18 protein-coding genes and 1 pseudogene are annotated in these 14479 nt (G+C 59.2%); 9 read left to right on the plus strand and 10 right to left on the minus strand.

What is annotated here, in order from left to right; translation table 11 throughout:
• The first annotated feature begins 66 nt into the window (after window positions 1-66).
• The 4 genes from ACGI6K_RS07525 (at window position 67) to ACGI6K_RS07540 (ending at window position 2863) form a co-directional block, all read left to right on the plus strand.
• Window positions 67-513, plus strand: a complete 447-nt coding sequence (locus ACGI6K_RS07525) for a MarR family transcriptional regulator (RefSeq protein ID WP_376946846.1) — start codon at window positions 67-69, stop codon at window positions 511-513.
• Window positions 514-593: 80 nt separating this feature from the next.
• Window positions 594-890: a SelT/SelW/SelH family protein gene (locus tag ACGI6K_RS07530; protein WP_376946848.1), complete on the plus strand. Its 297-nt coding sequence runs from the start codon at window positions 594-596 to the stop codon at window positions 888-890.
• A gap of 93 nt (window positions 891-983) precedes the next feature.
• Entirely contained in the window at window positions 984-1808 is an 825-nt protein-coding gene (locus ACGI6K_RS07535; RefSeq protein ID WP_376946850.1) for a UDP-2,3-diacylglucosamine diphosphatase, read from the plus strand.
• Window positions 1805-2863: a glycosyltransferase family 4 protein gene (locus tag ACGI6K_RS07540; RefSeq protein ID WP_376946852.1), complete on the plus strand. Its 1059-nt coding sequence runs from the start codon at window positions 1805-1807 to the stop codon at window positions 2861-2863. Before ACGI6K_RS07535 ends, ACGI6K_RS07540 begins: the two co-directional genes overlap by 4 nt.
• Window positions 2864-3033: 170 nt before the next feature.
• Here the strand turns inward: ACGI6K_RS07540 and ACGI6K_RS07545 are convergent, their stop codons facing one another.
• Together ACGI6K_RS07545 and ACGI6K_RS07550 are read right to left on the minus strand one after the other, a co-directional pair.
• Entirely contained in the window at window positions 3034-4431 is a 1398-nt protein-coding gene (locus tag ACGI6K_RS07545) for an adenylate/guanylate cyclase domain-containing protein (protein ID WP_376946854.1), read from the minus strand.
• Window positions 4432-4596: 165 nt separating this feature from the next.
• Window positions 4597-4860 (minus strand): DUF4404 family protein, encoded by a 264-nt coding sequence (locus tag ACGI6K_RS07550; protein WP_376946856.1) that lies wholly within the window; start codon window positions 4858-4860, stop codon window positions 4597-4599.
• 435 nt (window positions 4861-5295) lie between these two features.
• On the opposite strand from ACGI6K_RS07550, the gene ACGI6K_RS07555 reads away from it, so the two are divergent.
• From ACGI6K_RS07555 to rssC, 4 genes and pseudogenes are all read left to right on the plus strand, one after another.
• Window positions 5296-6000 (plus strand): MlaA family lipoprotein, encoded by a 705-nt coding sequence (locus tag ACGI6K_RS07555; RefSeq protein WP_376946858.1) that lies wholly within the window; start codon window positions 5296-5298, stop codon window positions 5998-6000.
• 153 nt (window positions 6001-6153) lie between these two features.
• Window positions 6154-7038, plus strand: a pseudogene (locus tag ACGI6K_RS07560) (IS5 family transposase).
• 301 nt (window positions 7039-7339) lie between these two features.
• Entirely contained in the window at window positions 7340-8524 is a 1185-nt protein-coding gene (gene rssB / locus ACGI6K_RS07565; protein WP_376946860.1) for a two-component system response regulator RssB, read from the plus strand.
• Window positions 8521-9003, plus strand: coding sequence for an anti-sigma factor antagonist RssC (gene rssC, locus ACGI6K_RS07570; protein WP_012701812.1), 483 nt, complete (start codon window positions 8521-8523; stop codon window positions 9001-9003). Before rssB ends, rssC begins: the two co-directional genes overlap by 4 nt.
• 47 nt (window positions 9004-9050) lie before the next feature.
• Here rssC and tal read toward each other — a convergent pair whose 3' ends face one another.
• Window positions 9051-9977, minus strand: a complete 927-nt coding sequence (gene tal / locus ACGI6K_RS07575) for a transaldolase (protein ID WP_376946863.1) — start codon at window positions 9975-9977, stop codon at window positions 9051-9053.
• A gap of 142 nt (window positions 9978-10119) precedes the next feature.
• Window positions 10120-11124 carry a tRNA dihydrouridine(20/20a) synthase DusA gene (gene dusA / locus ACGI6K_RS07580; RefSeq protein ID WP_376946865.1) on the minus strand — a complete coding sequence of 335 codons (1005 nt, stop codon included), beginning with the start codon at window positions 11122-11124 and terminating at the stop codon, window positions 10120-10122.
• 106 nt (window positions 11125-11230) lie between these two features.
• Between dusA and ACGI6K_RS07585 the strand changes: the two genes are divergently transcribed.
• A complete protein-coding gene (locus ACGI6K_RS07585) occupies window positions 11231-12322 on the plus strand; it encodes a site-specific integrase (protein ID WP_376946867.1) in 1092 nt (363 codons plus the stop codon).
• 22 nt (window positions 12323-12344) lie between these two features.
• On the opposite strand, the gene ACGI6K_RS07590 is transcribed toward ACGI6K_RS07585, so the two are convergent.
• Genes ACGI6K_RS07590 through ACGI6K_RS07615 form a run of 6 tightly spaced genes read right to left on the minus strand, consistent with a single transcriptional unit; the run spans window position 12345 to window position 14351 of the window.
• Window positions 12345-12626 (minus strand): pyocin activator PrtN family protein, encoded by a 282-nt coding sequence (locus tag ACGI6K_RS07590; RefSeq protein ID WP_376946869.1) that lies wholly within the window; start codon window positions 12624-12626, stop codon window positions 12345-12347.
• Window positions 12627-12679: 53 nt separating this feature from the next.
• On the minus strand, window positions 12680-13051 hold the full coding sequence (locus ACGI6K_RS07595) for a hypothetical protein (protein WP_377968444.1): 372 nt from the start codon (window positions 13049-13051) through the stop codon (window positions 12680-12682).
• A 55-nt stretch (window positions 13052-13106) separates the two neighbouring features.
• Window positions 13107-13265 carry a hypothetical protein gene (locus ACGI6K_RS07600; RefSeq protein WP_376944943.1) on the minus strand — a complete coding sequence of 53 codons (159 nt, stop codon included), beginning with the start codon at window positions 13263-13265 and terminating at the stop codon, window positions 13107-13109.
• The gene (locus ACGI6K_RS07605; protein ID WP_376944945.1) at window positions 13262-13489 is read right to left on the minus strand and encodes a hypothetical protein; all 228 of its coding nucleotides are present in this window, start codon (window positions 13487-13489) and stop codon (window positions 13262-13264) included. The genes ACGI6K_RS07600 and ACGI6K_RS07605 overlap by 4 nt, the downstream gene beginning before the upstream one ends.
• On the minus strand, window positions 13486-13932 hold the full coding sequence (locus tag ACGI6K_RS07610) for a DUF551 domain-containing protein (protein ID WP_435576108.1): 447 nt from the start codon (window positions 13930-13932) through the stop codon (window positions 13486-13488). Before ACGI6K_RS07610 ends, ACGI6K_RS07605 begins: the two co-directional genes overlap by 4 nt.
• A complete protein-coding gene (locus ACGI6K_RS07615; protein WP_376944949.1) occupies window positions 13842-14351 on the minus strand; it encodes a glycoside hydrolase family protein in 510 nt (169 codons plus the stop codon). Before ACGI6K_RS07615 ends, ACGI6K_RS07610 begins: the two co-directional genes overlap by 91 nt.
• Window positions 14352-14479 lie beyond the last annotated feature (128 nt).

The raw sequence follows: 14479 nt of genomic DNA on the forward strand, positions 1-14479 counted from the left end.
GTTGTTCGGCTTGCAGTTACGGTTAGCACACTAATAATTAGTCCAAGTACTAGTGCGAGCTTTCCCATGTCCTACTTGAATCAGCATCGTTTCGCGATGCAACTTGCCCAATTGTCACGTGCCTGGCGTGCCGAACTGGATCGCCGGTTGTCCGGGATGGGCTTATCGCAGGCGCGCTGGCTGGTGTTGCTGCACCTTGCCCGTTTCGAGGCGCGTGCCGGGAAATGGCCGACGCAGCGCGAGCTGGCCGAAAGCGTAGCCGTCGAGGGACCGACCCTAGCCCGGTTGCTGGACACCCTGGAGGCGCAGGGACTGGTCAGTCGCCAGGCGGTGGCCGAGGACCGCCGGGCCAAGCGGATCGTGCTGAATCCGGTGGCGGTGCCGTTGATCGAACAGATCGAGGCGATTTCCTCCCAATTGCGCCAGGAACTCTTCGATGGGATCGGCCCGGAAGAGCTGCGTCTCTGCCAGCAGGTGCATGCGCAGATTCTCGCCAATCTGGAGAAGCGCTGACGTGCTTTGACCGGCTGCGGCAGTGTCCGGACAGCGGCGCTATCCTGATAGTTGAGTTGTTACGGTTTCCCGGAGGTGCCATGACCGCGACCAAGCCGGAAATCCTTATCACCTACTGCACCCAGTGCCAGTGGCTGCTGCGTGCCGCCTGGTTGGCCCAGGAACTGCTCAGCACCTTCGGCGAGGATCTCGCCAAGGTCAGCCTGGAGCCCGGCAGCGGCGGAGTGTTTCGCATCACCTGCGATGGCGTGCAGATCTGGGAGCGCAAGGCCGATGGCGGCTTTCCCGAAGCCAAAGCGCTCAAGCAGCGAGTGCGCGATCTGATCGCGCCGGACCGCGATCTCGGCCACAGCGATCGCCCCCAGGGTTCCCGATAGCGACTGGGGCGTTGTCATCGAATCGACCCAGCCTCGTCACGACCTCTTCATTCCCGGTGTGGAAGATCGGTTAAACCCCGCCGGAGATTGCCGATGAGTAGCGCCCACCTCTTTCAGCAGACCGACAAGCAATCTGTCCGCACCCTCTGGATTTCCGATGTGCACCTTGGTACGCGGGACTGCAAAGCCGAGTACCTAGCAAGTTTTCTCAAACGCTATCACGCCGATACCTTGTACCTGGTCGGCGACATTATCGACGGCTGGCGGTTGCGCAGTGGCGTCTATTGGCCGCAGGCCCATACCAACGTCATCCGCCGCCTGCTGACCATGAGCAAGCGCGGCACCACGGTGATCTATGTTACTGGCAATCATGACGAGTTCCTGCGGCGCTATTCGGCGCTGATGCTGGGCAATATCCATCTGGTCGACGAGGCCGAGCACGTCACGGCCGATGGTCGGCGGTTGCTGGTGATCCATGGCGACCAGTTCGATGTGGTTACCCGCTGCCACAGGTGGCTGGCCTTCCTCGGAGACTCGGCCTACGGTTTCACCCTGATTCTTAATCGCTGGCTCAATCACTGGCGCGAACGCTGGGGCTACGGTTACTGGTCGCTGTCGGCCTTTCTCAAGTACAAGGTGAAGACGGCGGTGAACTTCATCAGCGACTTCGAACAGGCCATCTCCCGCGAATGTCTGCGCCGTGGTTTCAATGGCGTGGTCTGCGGGCATATCCACCATGCGGAGATCCGCCGCATAGGGGAGGTGGAGTATCTCAATTGCGGCGATTGGGTGGAGTCCTGCACGGCCCTGATCGAGCACTGGGATGGCACCATTGAGCTTTATCGTCTGGCCGAAGAGCAGGCGTTTCCGATACGTCAGGGAGCCGAGCTGGCGAATGTCGTCGAGACGGCCGCATGAGACTCCTGATCGTCACCGATGCCTGGTTGCCGCAAGTCAACGGTGTGGTCACCAGCCTGCAGTACCTGATCAGCGAGTTGCGCGAGCTGGGGCATGAAGTACGGCTGCTGTCGCCAGGCGATTTTCGCTCCCGGCCTTGTCCTACCTATCCAGAGATCCCGCTGGTCTGGGATCTCTGGCGAGTGGGGCCGGCAATCCGGGCGTTTCGGCCGGATTGTGTGCACTTGGCCACCGAAGGGCCTCTTGGCTGGGCAGCACGGCGCTGGCTGCTGAAACACGGGATGGCGTTTTCCACGGCCATCCACACGCGCTTTCCTGACTATGTGCATACCCGTTGGCCATGGTTGCCGCTGAGCTGGGGCTATGCCTTGCTGCGTGCCTTTCATCGGCCGAGTCGCGCGGTGTTGGTGAGCACCGCGCGACTGCGCGATGAGTTCAGCGATTGGCGGCTGTCGCGGTTGGTCATCTGGCGCAAGGGGGTCGATACCCGTCTGTTTTCTCCCCAGCCAGGGCGGAATGTGGCGGCGGAGCAGCCGGTCTTTCTCTATGTCGGGCGGATCGCTCCGGAAAAGAATTTGGAGGCCTTCCTGGTTCTTGATCTGCCGGGCGAAAAGCGAGTGGTCGGCGATGGGCCGCAGCGTGGGGAACTGGAAGCGCGTTATCCTGAGGCCCGCTTCCTCGGCTACCGTCATGGTCGTGAGCTGGCCGCAGCCTATGCCGAGGCCAGCGTGCTGGTATTCCCTTCGCGTACCGACACCTATGGTCTGGTGATGCTAGAGGCGCTGGCCTGCGGCACACCGGTAGCGGCGTTTCCGGTGCCGGGTCCGCTGGATGTAGTGGAGGCGGATGTGAGCGGTGTGCTCGATGAGGACCTCCGCAGAGCCTGTCTGGCTGCGTTGGCGCTGGACCGCGAGCGGTGTGTCGAATTGGCCGGGCGGCAGTCCTGGCGCACCTCGGCACTCGAATTCCTGGCTCACCAGGTACTGCTGGATGGCGAGCCATACCCCTTAGCGCAGGTATGCACGGGGTTCCAGGCGGATGCCTTGGCCGACTAAGCGCGTGCTCGCGAGCTCGGCTCCCCATGCTACTGCGAGGGTGGAGCAGGGCGGGGAAAATCGGCCGCCCCGATGGGCCTTCAGGGAAGGCTCGTTACGTTGGCTAGCGTACTTTGCATGAGGTTGCCATGTCCCCCGCCCAGGCGGGGCTCGTCGCTTTGCAGAGTTTGTTAGACGATCACTTTGTCCCTGAGCTTTTCCGCAGCCTGGCGCAAGGCCAGAATGACCCGCTCCTTGTCGAAATTCTGGATATCGTTGGTATCCAGATACATGGAGAAACCTGGCATCTCGTGTTCGATGAAGCTGGAAACAGCGCCCAGGTTGCGCCGGAAATCGACGATTTGATAGATTTGTACCGGCCGGCTGAAGCCCTTCACCGTGATCTGGCCCTTGTCGTGGCACATGATCACATCCTTCACTAGGGAATAGGTTTCGTGGGAAACGAGAATCTCACCGGCCTCCGAGGCATTTTCCAGACGACTGGCTAGATTCACCTCGCGGCCGATGATGGTGTAGTCCATGCGGGTGTCGGCACCGAAGTTGCCGACCGTGCAATAGCCGGTGTTGATGCCCATGCGGATCTCGAGGGGCTTGGTAATGCCCTGGGCGCGCCACTGCTGGCGCAGCACCTTCATGTGCTTGCGCATGGCGATGGCCATGGATACCGCAGCTACCGCATCGTTCTTCGCACCTTCGGTAGTGGGATCGCCGAAGAACACCATCATCGAGTCGCCAACGAACTTATCGATGGTGCCGCCATATTTCAAGGCGATCTTCGACATTTCGTTCAAATAATTATTGAGCAGGTCGGTCAGGGCCTCGGCTTCGAGCTCTTCCGACAGCTCGGTGAAACCCTTGATATCGGAGAAAAACACGGTGAGCTTCTTGCGCTGGGTTTCCAGGCATACGCTCTTTTTCCCGGTGAAGATCGATTCCCAGACCTGGGGCGACAGGTATTTGGCCAGGCTGCTGGCCAGTTGGGCGGACTTCTCCTGCTCCTTTTTGATCTCGGCGCGAATCTGAATCAGCCGTTGGCTCTGCCGATAGACGAAGCAGGCGGTGATACAGACGTACAGCATAGTGAGGGCAATACTCACGAAGGAGACGATATCGGTCGTGGGACCTAGGTAGGCGGGCGCCAGCAGCATGTTGGCCAGTAGTGCCGTGCTCAGGGCTACCAGCATGGCAAGTGTCAAATTGCGTGTGCCGCCTGTCATGAGGGCGCCGAAGCAAAGCGTCAGCAGGAGCATCAGGCTGGGTACTATGGAGAAGCCCAGAAGCGCTGCTGCCGATCCGACATGGATCGCATCGAAGAACAGCAGAACCTGGTTGGTCTGTTGCGGATGGTCGAGTCGGTAACCCTGACTGAGGTGGTGAGCAAGAGGGGGATAGAGCAGGGCATAGGGGATCAGCCAGAGCATGTCGTAGCTGAAATACTGTACGTAGATACCTGTGGCGATGCTTGCGGCAGCTGAGATATAGGCCAGCATGCGCGAGTAGTATTGGCGCAGCGAGTAAGAAGGAAAGGTGGGTAGTCCGTCTGGGCAACTACTACTTATGTCTTTCATGAGGGGAAGCCTTCCTTGCCGCTACTGCTGGAGCTTATGCTTATTATGGATGCAGGAGCTTATGCTTTAGCCGTAATGGTTACAATCAGGCGTTGAAAAATAGCGTATGCGACTTTCAGGTATGGTCGGGCCGGGAGCTTTCTAACCGATGGTCGCCGCAGGCGCTCAGATGCCCATGTTGGCAAGGCTTTGCAGGATATTGCGCAGAGTCACGGCGAGCGCCGGGTGCTCGGCCTCGAAACGTTCCACGGCCAGGTTGAGGCCATCTACCAGGGTGTCGCTCGGTGCGCCACCGGCGTCACGGGCCAGTTGTAGTTCGATTTCTTGAATGAGGGAGGACATCCTGGCGTGCTCATCGGCGCTCACCGACGGATTCTGCGCCAGTTGATCGCGTAGCTCCTGTAAATGTCGCTGCAGATTTTCGGGCATGATAAATCTCTTTATGAAATTTCCTTGTAAAGAGAATAGTTCAAGTCGTTAGTGCTTGCTTGATCCTGATCAACGGGGGAAAGTTTTTGCTATTTTCGTCGATATGGAGCTGGCCAATTGGAGCTTCGGCCTCCGGGATGCATGGTTCTTTCCCCCTGATCGGGCAGGCTTTGCGTCGAGCCGGTTTCTTCCCAGTAGCCAGGCGCTGGGGCCTGGCTTCAGCGCAGCAAAAATAGTGGCGATACGTGACACATGGATGACTGACGTCGCTCCGGCGTCAGCTTGGCCGCTTCGACGTTATCCTGATTGCAAGAGCCTGTGACCTAGTATGACTTTGGTTTTATCCACAATCGCGGTTCTGGTGCTGCCTGAATGCATAGCAGACTATATACTCGGCCACCATATGAATAATTCTTCGCGGAGGAGGTACCTGCAATGCGTGTGATTGCCGCCGACCGGACCAAACGATTGGGCCGTTCACTAATCTGTGCCGGGCTGACCCTGTTGCCCGTAGTGGCAGCGGTTGCTGAGGAAGACCCCTGGGAAGGGGTCAATAGGGCAATATTCCGTTTCAACGACACCCTGGATACCTATTTTCTGAAGCCGGTTGCCAAAGGCTATCAGGCGATTACCCCGCAATTTCTCGAGGACGGCGTTCATAACGTCTATCGCAACATCGGCGATGTTGGCAATCTGGCCAACGACCTGATGCAGGCTAAGTTCCACGATGCGAGCGTCGACAGCAGCAGGTTTCTGTTCAACAGCACCGTGGGCGTGCTGGGCTTTTTCGACGTAGCCACCAAAATGGGACTTGATCGTAATGACGAGGACTTCGGGCAAACCCTGGGTGCCTGGGGGGTCTCGAGTGGTCCCTATGTGGTATTGCCGTTTTTCGGGCCGAGCACGGTGCGTGATGGCGGTGGATTGCTCGTAGACGCCTATACGAAACCCTATCCATACATGGACGACGATATCCGGAGCCGCAACATCATGTTCGGCATCGAGGTCGTGGATACGCGTGCTAGTCTGCTGTCGGCGGAAAAGCTCATCACTGGCGATAAATACACCTTCATTCGCAACGCCTACCTGCAGAATCGGGAATTCAAGGTGCAGGACGGCAAAGTGGAAGACGACTTCTAAGGCATCTGTCCCGGTGTCCTACATGCCAGTCTTTCTGGCTGGCATTCCCCCTGTCGTGGTTCCTGCCTTCGGGTGCCGAACAGAGTGCGGCGGTCGTGCCTTTATAGGCACCCCTAAAAACCCTCGCGTCCCGAGGGTAAATTCGACGGTTTGTTGATCCCCCGGAGCTTGCCGATGTTCAGTCTGTTTGCCGACCAGGAACGTGAAGCCAAGCTCGATAGCCTGGGCGACCCACTGGCTCTACTGGACAAGCATGTGGACTTTGCCGCCCTGGCAGTCGAGATCGACGCAGAGCGCCTCGCCCCAGCCGCGCCAAGGGCGCTCGGCCGCCTTATCCGACAGAGCTGATGACGCGCCTGCTGGTGCTTTAGCAGTTGTTCAACCTGTCCGACGAGCAAATGGAGTTCCAACTGCTCGAGCGCATGAGTTTCCAGCGTTTTGCCGGGTTGAAAACGCCGGCCGGGTGCCGGATCGCAACACGATCTGGGTCTTTGGCGAGCGCCTGGTACAGGCCCACGTCGAGCATCGGATCTTTGCCGAGGTGCAGCGCCAGTTGCAGGAGCACGGCTTGCGGGCTCGCGAGGGGCAGATCATCGATGCCAGCATTATCCGGGCACCGATCCAGCACGACACGGCCGATGAGCAGGCCATGGTGAAAGAGTGGGCCGTACCGGTCGAATGGTCGCCCGCCAAGCGCCGGCAAAAGGATGTCGAGGCGCGCGGGACGAATAAACACGGCAAGTCGTACTTCGCTACAAGCTGTCCAGACCCCGGAAGCGCTGGCTCCACCTGATCGGCTGGAGGCCGTCCATCCAGCGCAAGGGCCAGGCCGGCAAGCCGATCGGTGAACGGGACAAGGCACGAAACAAACGCATAGCCAGTCCCCGAGCCCGGGTCGAACAGGTCTTTGCCAGCCTGGCCCGGATGGGCGGCAAGGCCGTGCGCGGCATCGGCCTGGCCCGGGCTGAGTCTGGTCTGACGCTCAAATCGGCGGTGTACAACCTGAAACGGATGAGCAGCCTGCTGGAAATGGCCTGATCCAGGCCTCTGGCCGGGCTGCCTCGGGCCGCTTTACCGTGTGAGTGCGCCCGGCCTGACGAATAGCTCTGCTGCAAGCACGAGTGTATTTCATCGCTCAGCGTGATTCGGATGGCGGTTTTTAGAGGTGCCCTATAGCGACACATCATGCATTTTGCGCTCGTAAATATGGTTACCAGCGCATGCTTGAATCACCAGGCAGATGGGAGTACCGTCTGCGCCGTGATGCGAACTCACCATTAGTGCTTTGGCCAGGGGCAGGCTGTATATCCTCTCCCTGCGCAGTCAGCCCGGATACCTCATGCACAATTCCAGTGCCAAGCTGCTGATAATTGATGACGACGAAGTCGTCCGTGCCAGCCTTGCGGCCTACCTGGAGGACAGCGGTTTCCAGGTGTTGCAGGCAGGTAACGCCCTGCTAGGGCTCGAGGTCTTCGAGAACGAAGAGCCTGACTTGGTCATCTGCGACCTGCGCATGCCGCAGATCGATGGTCTGGAGCTGATCCGGCGGATGAGCGCGCAGCAGGGCGAAACCCCTGTCATCGTCATGTCCGGTGCGGGAGTTATGAGCGATGTAGTCGAGGCGCTGCGCCTTGGTGCGGCCGACTACCTGATCAAGCCGCTGGAAGACCTTGCCGTGCTCGAGCATTCGGTGCGTCGGGCACTGGACCGAGCGCGTCTGCGTGTGGAGAACCGCCGCTATCGGGAAAAGCTGGAGGTTGCCAACCGGGAGTTGCAGGCCAGCCTGAGCCTCTTGCAAGAGGACCAGAATGCCGGGCGCCAAGTGCAGTTGAACATGCTGCCGGAAACGCCTTGGGAAGTGGATGGATTGTGTTTCGCCCACAAGATCATCCCTTCCCTCTACTTGTCGGGCGATTTCGTCGATTATTTTCGGATCGATGAGCGCCGCTTGGGCTTCTACTTGGCCGATGTCTCCGGCCATGGCGCTTCTTCCGCATTCGTCACCGTGCTGCTCAAGTTCATGACCACGCGTCTGCTGTATGAGTTTCGGCGCAATGGTGCTTTTCCCGACTTCAAGCCCTCCGATGTGCTTGCTCACATCAACCGCGGCTTGATCAATTGCAAGCTGGGCAAGCATGTGACCATGCTTGGTGGCCTGATCGACTTGGCTGCCGATCGGCTAACCTACTGTGTAGGGGGGCATCTGCCGTTGCCAGTGTTTTATAGCGATGGCGAAGCTTCCTACCTGAAGGGGAGCGGCCTGCCGGTCGGCCTGTTTCAAGATGCCCACTACGAAAATTACGAGTTGCAGTTGCCAGCATCCTTCAGCCTGACCTTGGTATCGGATGGGGTACTGGATCTTTTGCCGGGGGAGACGCTCAAAGAGAGAGAGGCCGTCCTGCCGGACCGCGTGAGGGCTGCAGGAGGTACTCTGGATGGATTGCGCCAGGTATTGGGATTGGCCCAGTTGGGCGAAATGCCGGATGATATCGCCTTGCTGGTGTTGAACAGGAACCTTGCATGAGTATTGGGAAAATCCAGTTCGCCGAGCAAAGCGGCACCTTCGTCCTCAAGTTCGTCGGAGAAATCCGGCTGACCTTGTGTTCGGCTCTGGATGACACTATCGAGCGGATCTTCGCTGCCCTCAACTTTTCCGCTATTGTCATCGACCTGACCGAAACTCAGAGCATCGACAGTACTACTTTGGGGCTTCTGGCCAAGCTTTCGATTCTCTCCCGGCAAAAGGTCGGCATGTTGCCGACAGTGGTGACCACCCATCCGGACATCACCCGCCTGCTGCAGTCGATGGGCTTCGATCAGGTATTTAACATCGTCGATCGCCCGGTTCCCTGTCCCGAATGTCTTTCCGAGCTACCTTCCCAGGACCAGTCGGAAGAGGTGGTCAAGGCTAAGGTGCTGGAAGCGCACCGCATTCTCATGGGGCTGAACGAGTCCAACCGGGAGGCTTTCCACGATCTAGTCAGCGCTCTCGAGCGCCAGTAACTGAAGTCCGGGGCGGAGCGGTCCTCGGGGACGTCCCGCCTCCTGCATCAGATCTTCTCGCTCAGCAGTGCCTCCAGCTTGATCTGGTCATGGGCGAACAGACGGATACCCTCGGCCAGCTTTTCCGTAGCCATGGCATCTTCATTGAGAGCCCAACGGAAAGTTGGCTCATCCAGCGTCTGACGGGGTTCCCCGCTACTGCCGGGAGCCAGTTTGCGCTCCAGGGAACCCTGTTCTCCGGCCAATTGCTGTAGCAGTTCGGGGCTGATGGTCAGGCGATCACAGCCGGCCAGTTGTTCGATCTGCCCCAGGTTGCGGAAGCTCGCGCCCATCACCACAGTGTCATAGCCATTGGCTTTGTAATAGTTGTAGATGCGCGTGACCGACTGTACGCCAGGGTCTTCCACGTTGGCGAAATCGCGTCCCTCGGCCTTCTTGTACCAGTCGTAGATGCGTCCGACGAAAGGAGAAATCAGGAACACCCCCGCATCGGCACAGGCTGCGGCCTGGGCGAAAGAGAACAGCAAAGTCAGGTTGGTCTGGATACCGGCCTTCTCCAGGCGTTCCGCCGCGCGGATACCTTCCCAGGTGGCGGCGATCTTGATCAGTACGCGCTCGCGGGTGATGCCGGCCTGCTCGTAGAGGCCAATCAGGCGCTCGGCCCGACCGATGGTGGCCTGACTGTCGAAGGACAGGCGAGCGTCCACCTCGGTGGAGATGCGCCCTGGAATGACCCCAAGAATTTCCTGGCCCACGGCGACGGCGAAGCGATCGCAGGCCAATCCTAGGTCGCCGCTGCCGCCTGTTATCGCATGCTCTAGAAGTTCGGCGTAGCGGGGTAAGCTAGCGGCCTTGAGCAGCAGCGAGGGGTTGGTGGTGGCATCGACTGGCTGCAGGCGGGTGATGGCATCTAGATCGCCGGTATCGGCGACTACCGTGGTGTATTGCTTGAGTTGCTCCAGCTTGGATGTCATGAGCTCTGTCCTTTTTGCAATTGCCTGACCTTACCCGAGCAGCGGGGTGCACTCAACAGGCAACTCGGGGGCTTGTTCAGAAAACCGTGGAGCGGCCAGCGCTTCGATACCTGGCACGGCACAATGTTCCCTAAGCGACTCCTCAGCGTCCTTCGAGCAGCGTCACCGCTCGGTCGAACAACGCCAGCGGATCGTCGGCCTTGTGAATGTCCACCGACAGCAACTGGCGGAAGCGGCGTGCCCCGGGAAAGCCCTGTGCCAGGCCCAGCACATGGCGGGTGATATGGTGCAGGGCACCGCCTTCGTTCAGATATTGCTGGATGTAGGGGCGAAGACGCTTCAGGGCCTCGTGCCTACTGAGCGCTGGCAGAGGGCTGTCGAACAGCTCGCGGTCGACCTGGGCGAGCAGATAGGGATTTTGATAAGCTTCGCGACCGATCATCACTCCGTCGAAGGAGCGCAGGTGCAGGCGACATTCTTCCAGGGTTTTGATTCCGCCATTCAAGACGATTTCCAGATCGGGAAAGTCCTGCTTGATCTGCGCGACTATCTCATAGCGCAGTGGCGGGATCTCGCGGTTCTCCTTGGGCGATAGCCCGGCGAGAATGGCGATGCGGGCGTGTACGATGAAGCTCCGGCAACCGGCTTCGCATACCTGACCGACGAAGTCGCGGAGTTCGCCATAAGAGTCCCGACCATCGATACCAATGCGATGTTTTACCGTGACCGGAATGGTCACCGCATCGCGCATCGCTTTCACGCAATCGGCCACCCGTGCCGGATCACCCATCAGGCAGGCTCCGATCAGGTTGTTCTGCACACGGTCGCTCGGACAGCCGACATTCAGGTTGATCTCATCGTAGCCGGCCTCCTCGGCCAGCCTCCCACAAGCTGCCAATTCGCCAGGAACACTGCCACCCAGTTGCAGGGCGAGGGGATGCTCCATCCGCTCATGGCGCAGAAAACGCCGGGCATCACCATGCAGCAGCGCGCCAGTGGTAACCATCTCGGTATAAAGGAGGGCATGAAACGACAACTGCCTGAGAAAGAAGCGGCAATGTCGATCGGTCCAATCGAGCATCGGCGCCACGCAAAACCTCCTAGATAGCGGAGCTGCTGGGCTAGCTGTATCTCCAGCTCGTTTCATGGTCTTTGCGCTTCCTCTGATTCGATCTTGTTTCCACCCGTTTTTGCTTATTTCCGAAATCCCCTTGCTACAATGTAGCAAGACAGGTCGGCGATGTAGCAAAACCATGGGAACCATTACAGCCCGCAAGCGCAAGGATGGGTCATCCGCGTATACCGCGCAGATCCGCATCATGCAAAAGGGCGTCACAGTCTACCAAGAAAGCCAAACCTTCGATCGGAAGAGCACGGCGCAAGCATGGATCAAGAAGCGGGAAACCGAACTGGCGGAGCCTGGCGCCATTGCTAAAGCAAAGCGCAATGGTGTGACGATCAAGGAGATGATCGATCGATACCTCGACGAGTACGAAAAGATCAGGCCGCTTGGAAAGACGAAACGCGCAACGCTCAAGGCGATCAGCGAATCGTGGCTTGGAGATGTAGAGGACCAGGCGATTACCAGCCAGGTTCTTGTCGAGTACGCAAACGGCAGGGTGCACACTGATGGCGTTCAAGCGCAGACCGTTGGTAACGACCTCTCGCACCTGGGGGCTGTTCTCGCTGTAGCAAGGCCGGCCTGGGGGTATGAAATCGATCCGATGGCAATGCCGGATGCACGGCGTGTTTTGCGAAAGATGGGGGCCGTTTCTCGCAGCAGGGAAAGGGATCGCCGGCCGACGCATGATGAGCTTGATTCTATCCTGGCTCACTATGTCGAAATGCGCGCACGTCGCAAGCAGCAGATCGACATGGTAAAGGTGACGGGGTTCGCCTTGTTCTCAACGCGCCGCCAGGATGAGATCACCCGTATCCGCTGGGAAGACCTGGACGAGCGCCGCCAGGCCGTTCTGGTCCGTGACATGAAGAACCCTGGGCAGAAGATCGGTAACGACGTGTGGTGTCATCTTCCTGACGAGGCCTGGGCAATTCTCCATTCGATGCCAAGGATCGCTCCGGAGATTTTCCCCTACAACGCCAAGTCCGTGTCAGCATCCTTCACGCGCGCCTGCCTTTTCCTTGGCATCGAGGACTTGCACTTTCATGACCTTCGCCATGATGGAATCAGTCGGCTTTTTGAAATTGGTTGGGATATCCCGCGCGTAGCCAGTGTATCTGGCCACCGGGACTGGAACTCGATGCGGCGCTATACGCACCTGAAGGGAAATGGCGATCCCTACAAGGGTTGGCCATGGCTGGAGCGGATAATAGCGGGCTCCTGAGGCGGAGCCCGGTGGGTTTTCTTCAAGAGGCGCGGCGTATATTTCGCCCCATGAGCTTGTCGTGCTCGCTCTTTGCCTTGAGGTGCTGTGCGTCCAAGTAGGCTGCAAGGTCGGTCAAGTGAACGCCCCTGGCCGACTTCTGGCTGTTTTCCATCTTTACCAGAGGCAGATCGATCTCGCCGGCCGCAACCTTGAGCTTCATCTTCTCTGGCGTCAGGTGAAAGAAGTAGTCTTCGCAGACCCGCTCCAGGGGAATGATGGCCTGGCCGTTGTACTGGGCCATCAGCAGGAACAAGGTATTCATAGGCAAAAGTCTCCCTCCCGGCTCGCTTGGCCGGGGAGTGTGAGTGGTTGGGGTTACGCGGTTTTGCGGTAGCGGGCGCCCTTGTACTCGGGGCGCGGATCGTATGCTGGCTCAGAAATGACGTTTGCCAGGATGCGCCGCCAGCTCTCTGCGTTATTCGGCACGACTGGCCCGACATCGTTGTCGATCTCGCCAGGCATGGGAGGAATTGCGATCTGATCCAGCACATCGCACGGGACCGCGACAGTGCTGCAGCCGTTGTTGTAGTAATCAAGCTCCGCACGCACGTCGAGCTCGTAATATTTCCCGGCCCAGATCAGCGGAAATGCGTAGCCGGCGTTGTCTGGGCGCCAGACGGTGATGTACCGGTGCAGGCGAAGCGTGTGCTTCAGGCTGACTATGTAGAACTGCCTTTCTTCAGGCATGACTCTCTCCGCGCCGCCCGTTGGCAGCGTTGGTAAGTGGGTATGGGGTGAGGGGTTAGCTGGCCTGGGCGTACCGCCGGCGGAAGTAGATCCAGCGGCCGAGCTTGAACTCGGCGCGCTCTTCTTTGCTCAGCCAGCGCTGCCCGATTGCCGGGCAGCGCGTGCAGCGGATGTGGCCGGGGCTGCTGAATACCCAGTCGTGTTGGCAGGTCATCGGCTATCCAGCACTGAGGCCTTCAGCTCTTTCAGTTCGTCTCCGGCTTCTTTCAGCCGCACATGCAGCCGCTCGACCTCGGCGTGCATGGCGCGAATGTCGGTGATCGCGTCGCGCATCAGATTGTATGCCGCTGTGCTGCTCGTCTCACCGCTTGCAACACGCAGCATCATGTAGAGCGGATCGACAGCGGCCCATGCCTCCAGCGTCCTTGTCAGCTTCATGCGTCACTCCCTGCCAGCATGGCGCGCAGCTCGTCTATGGCATCCCAGTGATCGTCATGCGCGTGAGTTCTTGCCAGCCGCTCCAGCAGCTCACGCGACACCATCACCACCTCCTGCTGCTCGGCCTGCTCCGGCGCTGCGGTGTCGCCGGGGGCGGGGGGTAGAGGCATCCAGTGCGTTACTGCCGGCCCCAAAAGCCCGATCATCTCCCGGTGCTCGTCTTGCCAGCGCTCGATATCTTCCAGGAACTCCCCGGAGCGCCAAGCCGCGACACCAATCCATCTTCCGTTATAGGCCAGCACAGGGTCGTCTGGCGCTGGTAGCCTCTCACTCACCGGCACCCAATCAGATTTCATGATTCCCCCGTGTATCCAAGGTACCAAGCGCCCGATTCCATCTGGGTCGCGTGGCGACGCGCACGGCCGGGGTCCTGTTCCGCCCATAGAGACTTCAACATGCTTTGAGACGCCTTGGAGAACTGCCCGTGGGCAGCGTACTTGAGAGTGGTCTTGAACTTGGCCAGACCTTCCACACCAAGCTGGTACGCCATGCTGACCAGCACTGCCTGCCGGGGGCTTACCGTGAACGGTCTGGGAAGTAGGCCATTGCACGAGTTCCACGCGGGGGCGAAGCGCTCATCTTTGCGAAGCTTACGCGCTAGCTGGTCAGAGAGGCCATCCAGCCACACCAGCGCCGTATTCTTGGGCAGCACGAAGTCATAGTACTTGGCCAGCTCGGCCGGGGTGCACTTGGTCTTGGCCAGCAGGAACCCGTATCCAATGGTCGGATAGCCCAGACTATCGAGGTACGCCTCGGAGCGAAACCCTTCCTCGTAAGCGAGCATCTGCAACAGGGAACTCATGACAGCAGCTCCTTGAGCGCGGCGGCGGGTTTTACCTGTAGGCACTCTTGTTCAATTAGCATGCTCAACCCTCACAGTGTGGGCATTTCAGTTTGCCGGATATGATCGACCCTTCCCACGCGAGCGGC

The sequence above is a fragment of the Azorhizophilus paspali genome (genome assembly GCF_043587585.2).
Classification (GTDB): Bacteria; Pseudomonadota; Gammaproteobacteria; order Pseudomonadales; family Pseudomonadaceae; genus Azotobacter; species Azotobacter paspali.

Bases quoted from the DNA above. Each gene is read 5' to 3' on its own strand.
- ACGI6K_RS07530 (WP_376946848.1), top strand. From the start codon at position 594: ATGACCGCGACCAAGCCGGAAATCCTTATCACCTACTGCACCCAGTGC.
- tal (WP_376946863.1), bottom strand. From the start codon at position 9,977: ATGACATCCAAGCTGGAGCAACTCAAGCAATACACCACGGTAGTCGCC.
- ACGI6K_RS07545 (WP_376946854.1), bottom strand. From the start codon at position 4,431: ATGAAAGACATAAGTAGTAGTTGCCCAGACGGACTACCCACCTTTCCT.
- ACGI6K_RS07550 (WP_376946856.1), bottom strand. From the start codon at position 4,860: ATGCCCGAAAATCTGCAGCGACATTTACAGGAGCTACGCGATCAACTG.
- ACGI6K_RS07585 (WP_376946867.1), top strand. From the start codon at position 11,231: ATGGGAACCATTACAGCCCGCAAGCGCAAGGATGGGTCATCCGCGTAT.
- ACGI6K_RS07535 (WP_376946850.1), top strand. From the start codon at position 984: ATGAGTAGCGCCCACCTCTTTCAGCAGACCGACAAGCAATCTGTCCGC.
- dusA (WP_376946865.1), bottom strand. From the start codon at position 11,124: ATGAAACGAGCTGGAGATACAGCTAGCCCAGCAGCTCCGCTATCTAGG.
- ACGI6K_RS07590 (WP_376946869.1), bottom strand. From the start codon at position 12,626: ATGAATACCTTGTTCCTGCTGATGGCCCAGTACAACGGCCAGGCCATC.
- ACGI6K_RS07525 (WP_376946846.1), top strand. From the start codon at position 67: ATGTCCTACTTGAATCAGCATCGTTTCGCGATGCAACTTGCCCAATTG.
- ACGI6K_RS07595 (WP_377968444.1), bottom strand. From the start codon at position 13,051: ATGCCTGAAGAAAGGCAGTTCTACATAGTCAGCCTGAAGCACACGCTT.
- ACGI6K_RS07555 (WP_376946858.1), top strand. From the start codon at position 5,296: ATGCGTGTGATTGCCGCCGACCGGACCAAACGATTGGGCCGTTCACTA.
- rssB (WP_376946860.1), top strand. From the start codon at position 7,340: ATGCACAATTCCAGTGCCAAGCTGCTGATAATTGATGACGACGAAGTC.
- rssC (WP_012701812.1), top strand. From the start codon at position 8,521: ATGAGTATTGGGAAAATCCAGTTCGCCGAGCAAAGCGGCACCTTCGTC.
- ACGI6K_RS07605 (WP_376944945.1), bottom strand. From the start codon at position 13,489: ATGAAGCTGACAAGGACGCTGGAGGCATGGGCCGCTGTCGATCCGCTC.
- ACGI6K_RS07610 (WP_435576108.1), bottom strand. From the start codon at position 13,932: ATGGGCGGAACAGGACCCCGGCCGTGCGCGTCGCCACGCGACCCAGAT.
- ACGI6K_RS07540 (WP_376946852.1), top strand. From the start codon at position 1,805: ATGAGACTCCTGATCGTCACCGATGCCTGGTTGCCGCAAGTCAACGGT.
- ACGI6K_RS07600 (WP_376944943.1), bottom strand. From the start codon at position 13,265: ATGACCTGCCAACACGACTGGGTATTCAGCAGCCCCGGCCACATCCGC.
- ACGI6K_RS07615 (WP_376944949.1), bottom strand. From the start codon at position 14,351: ATGAGTTCCCTGTTGCAGATGCTCGCTTACGAGGAAGGGTTTCGCTCC.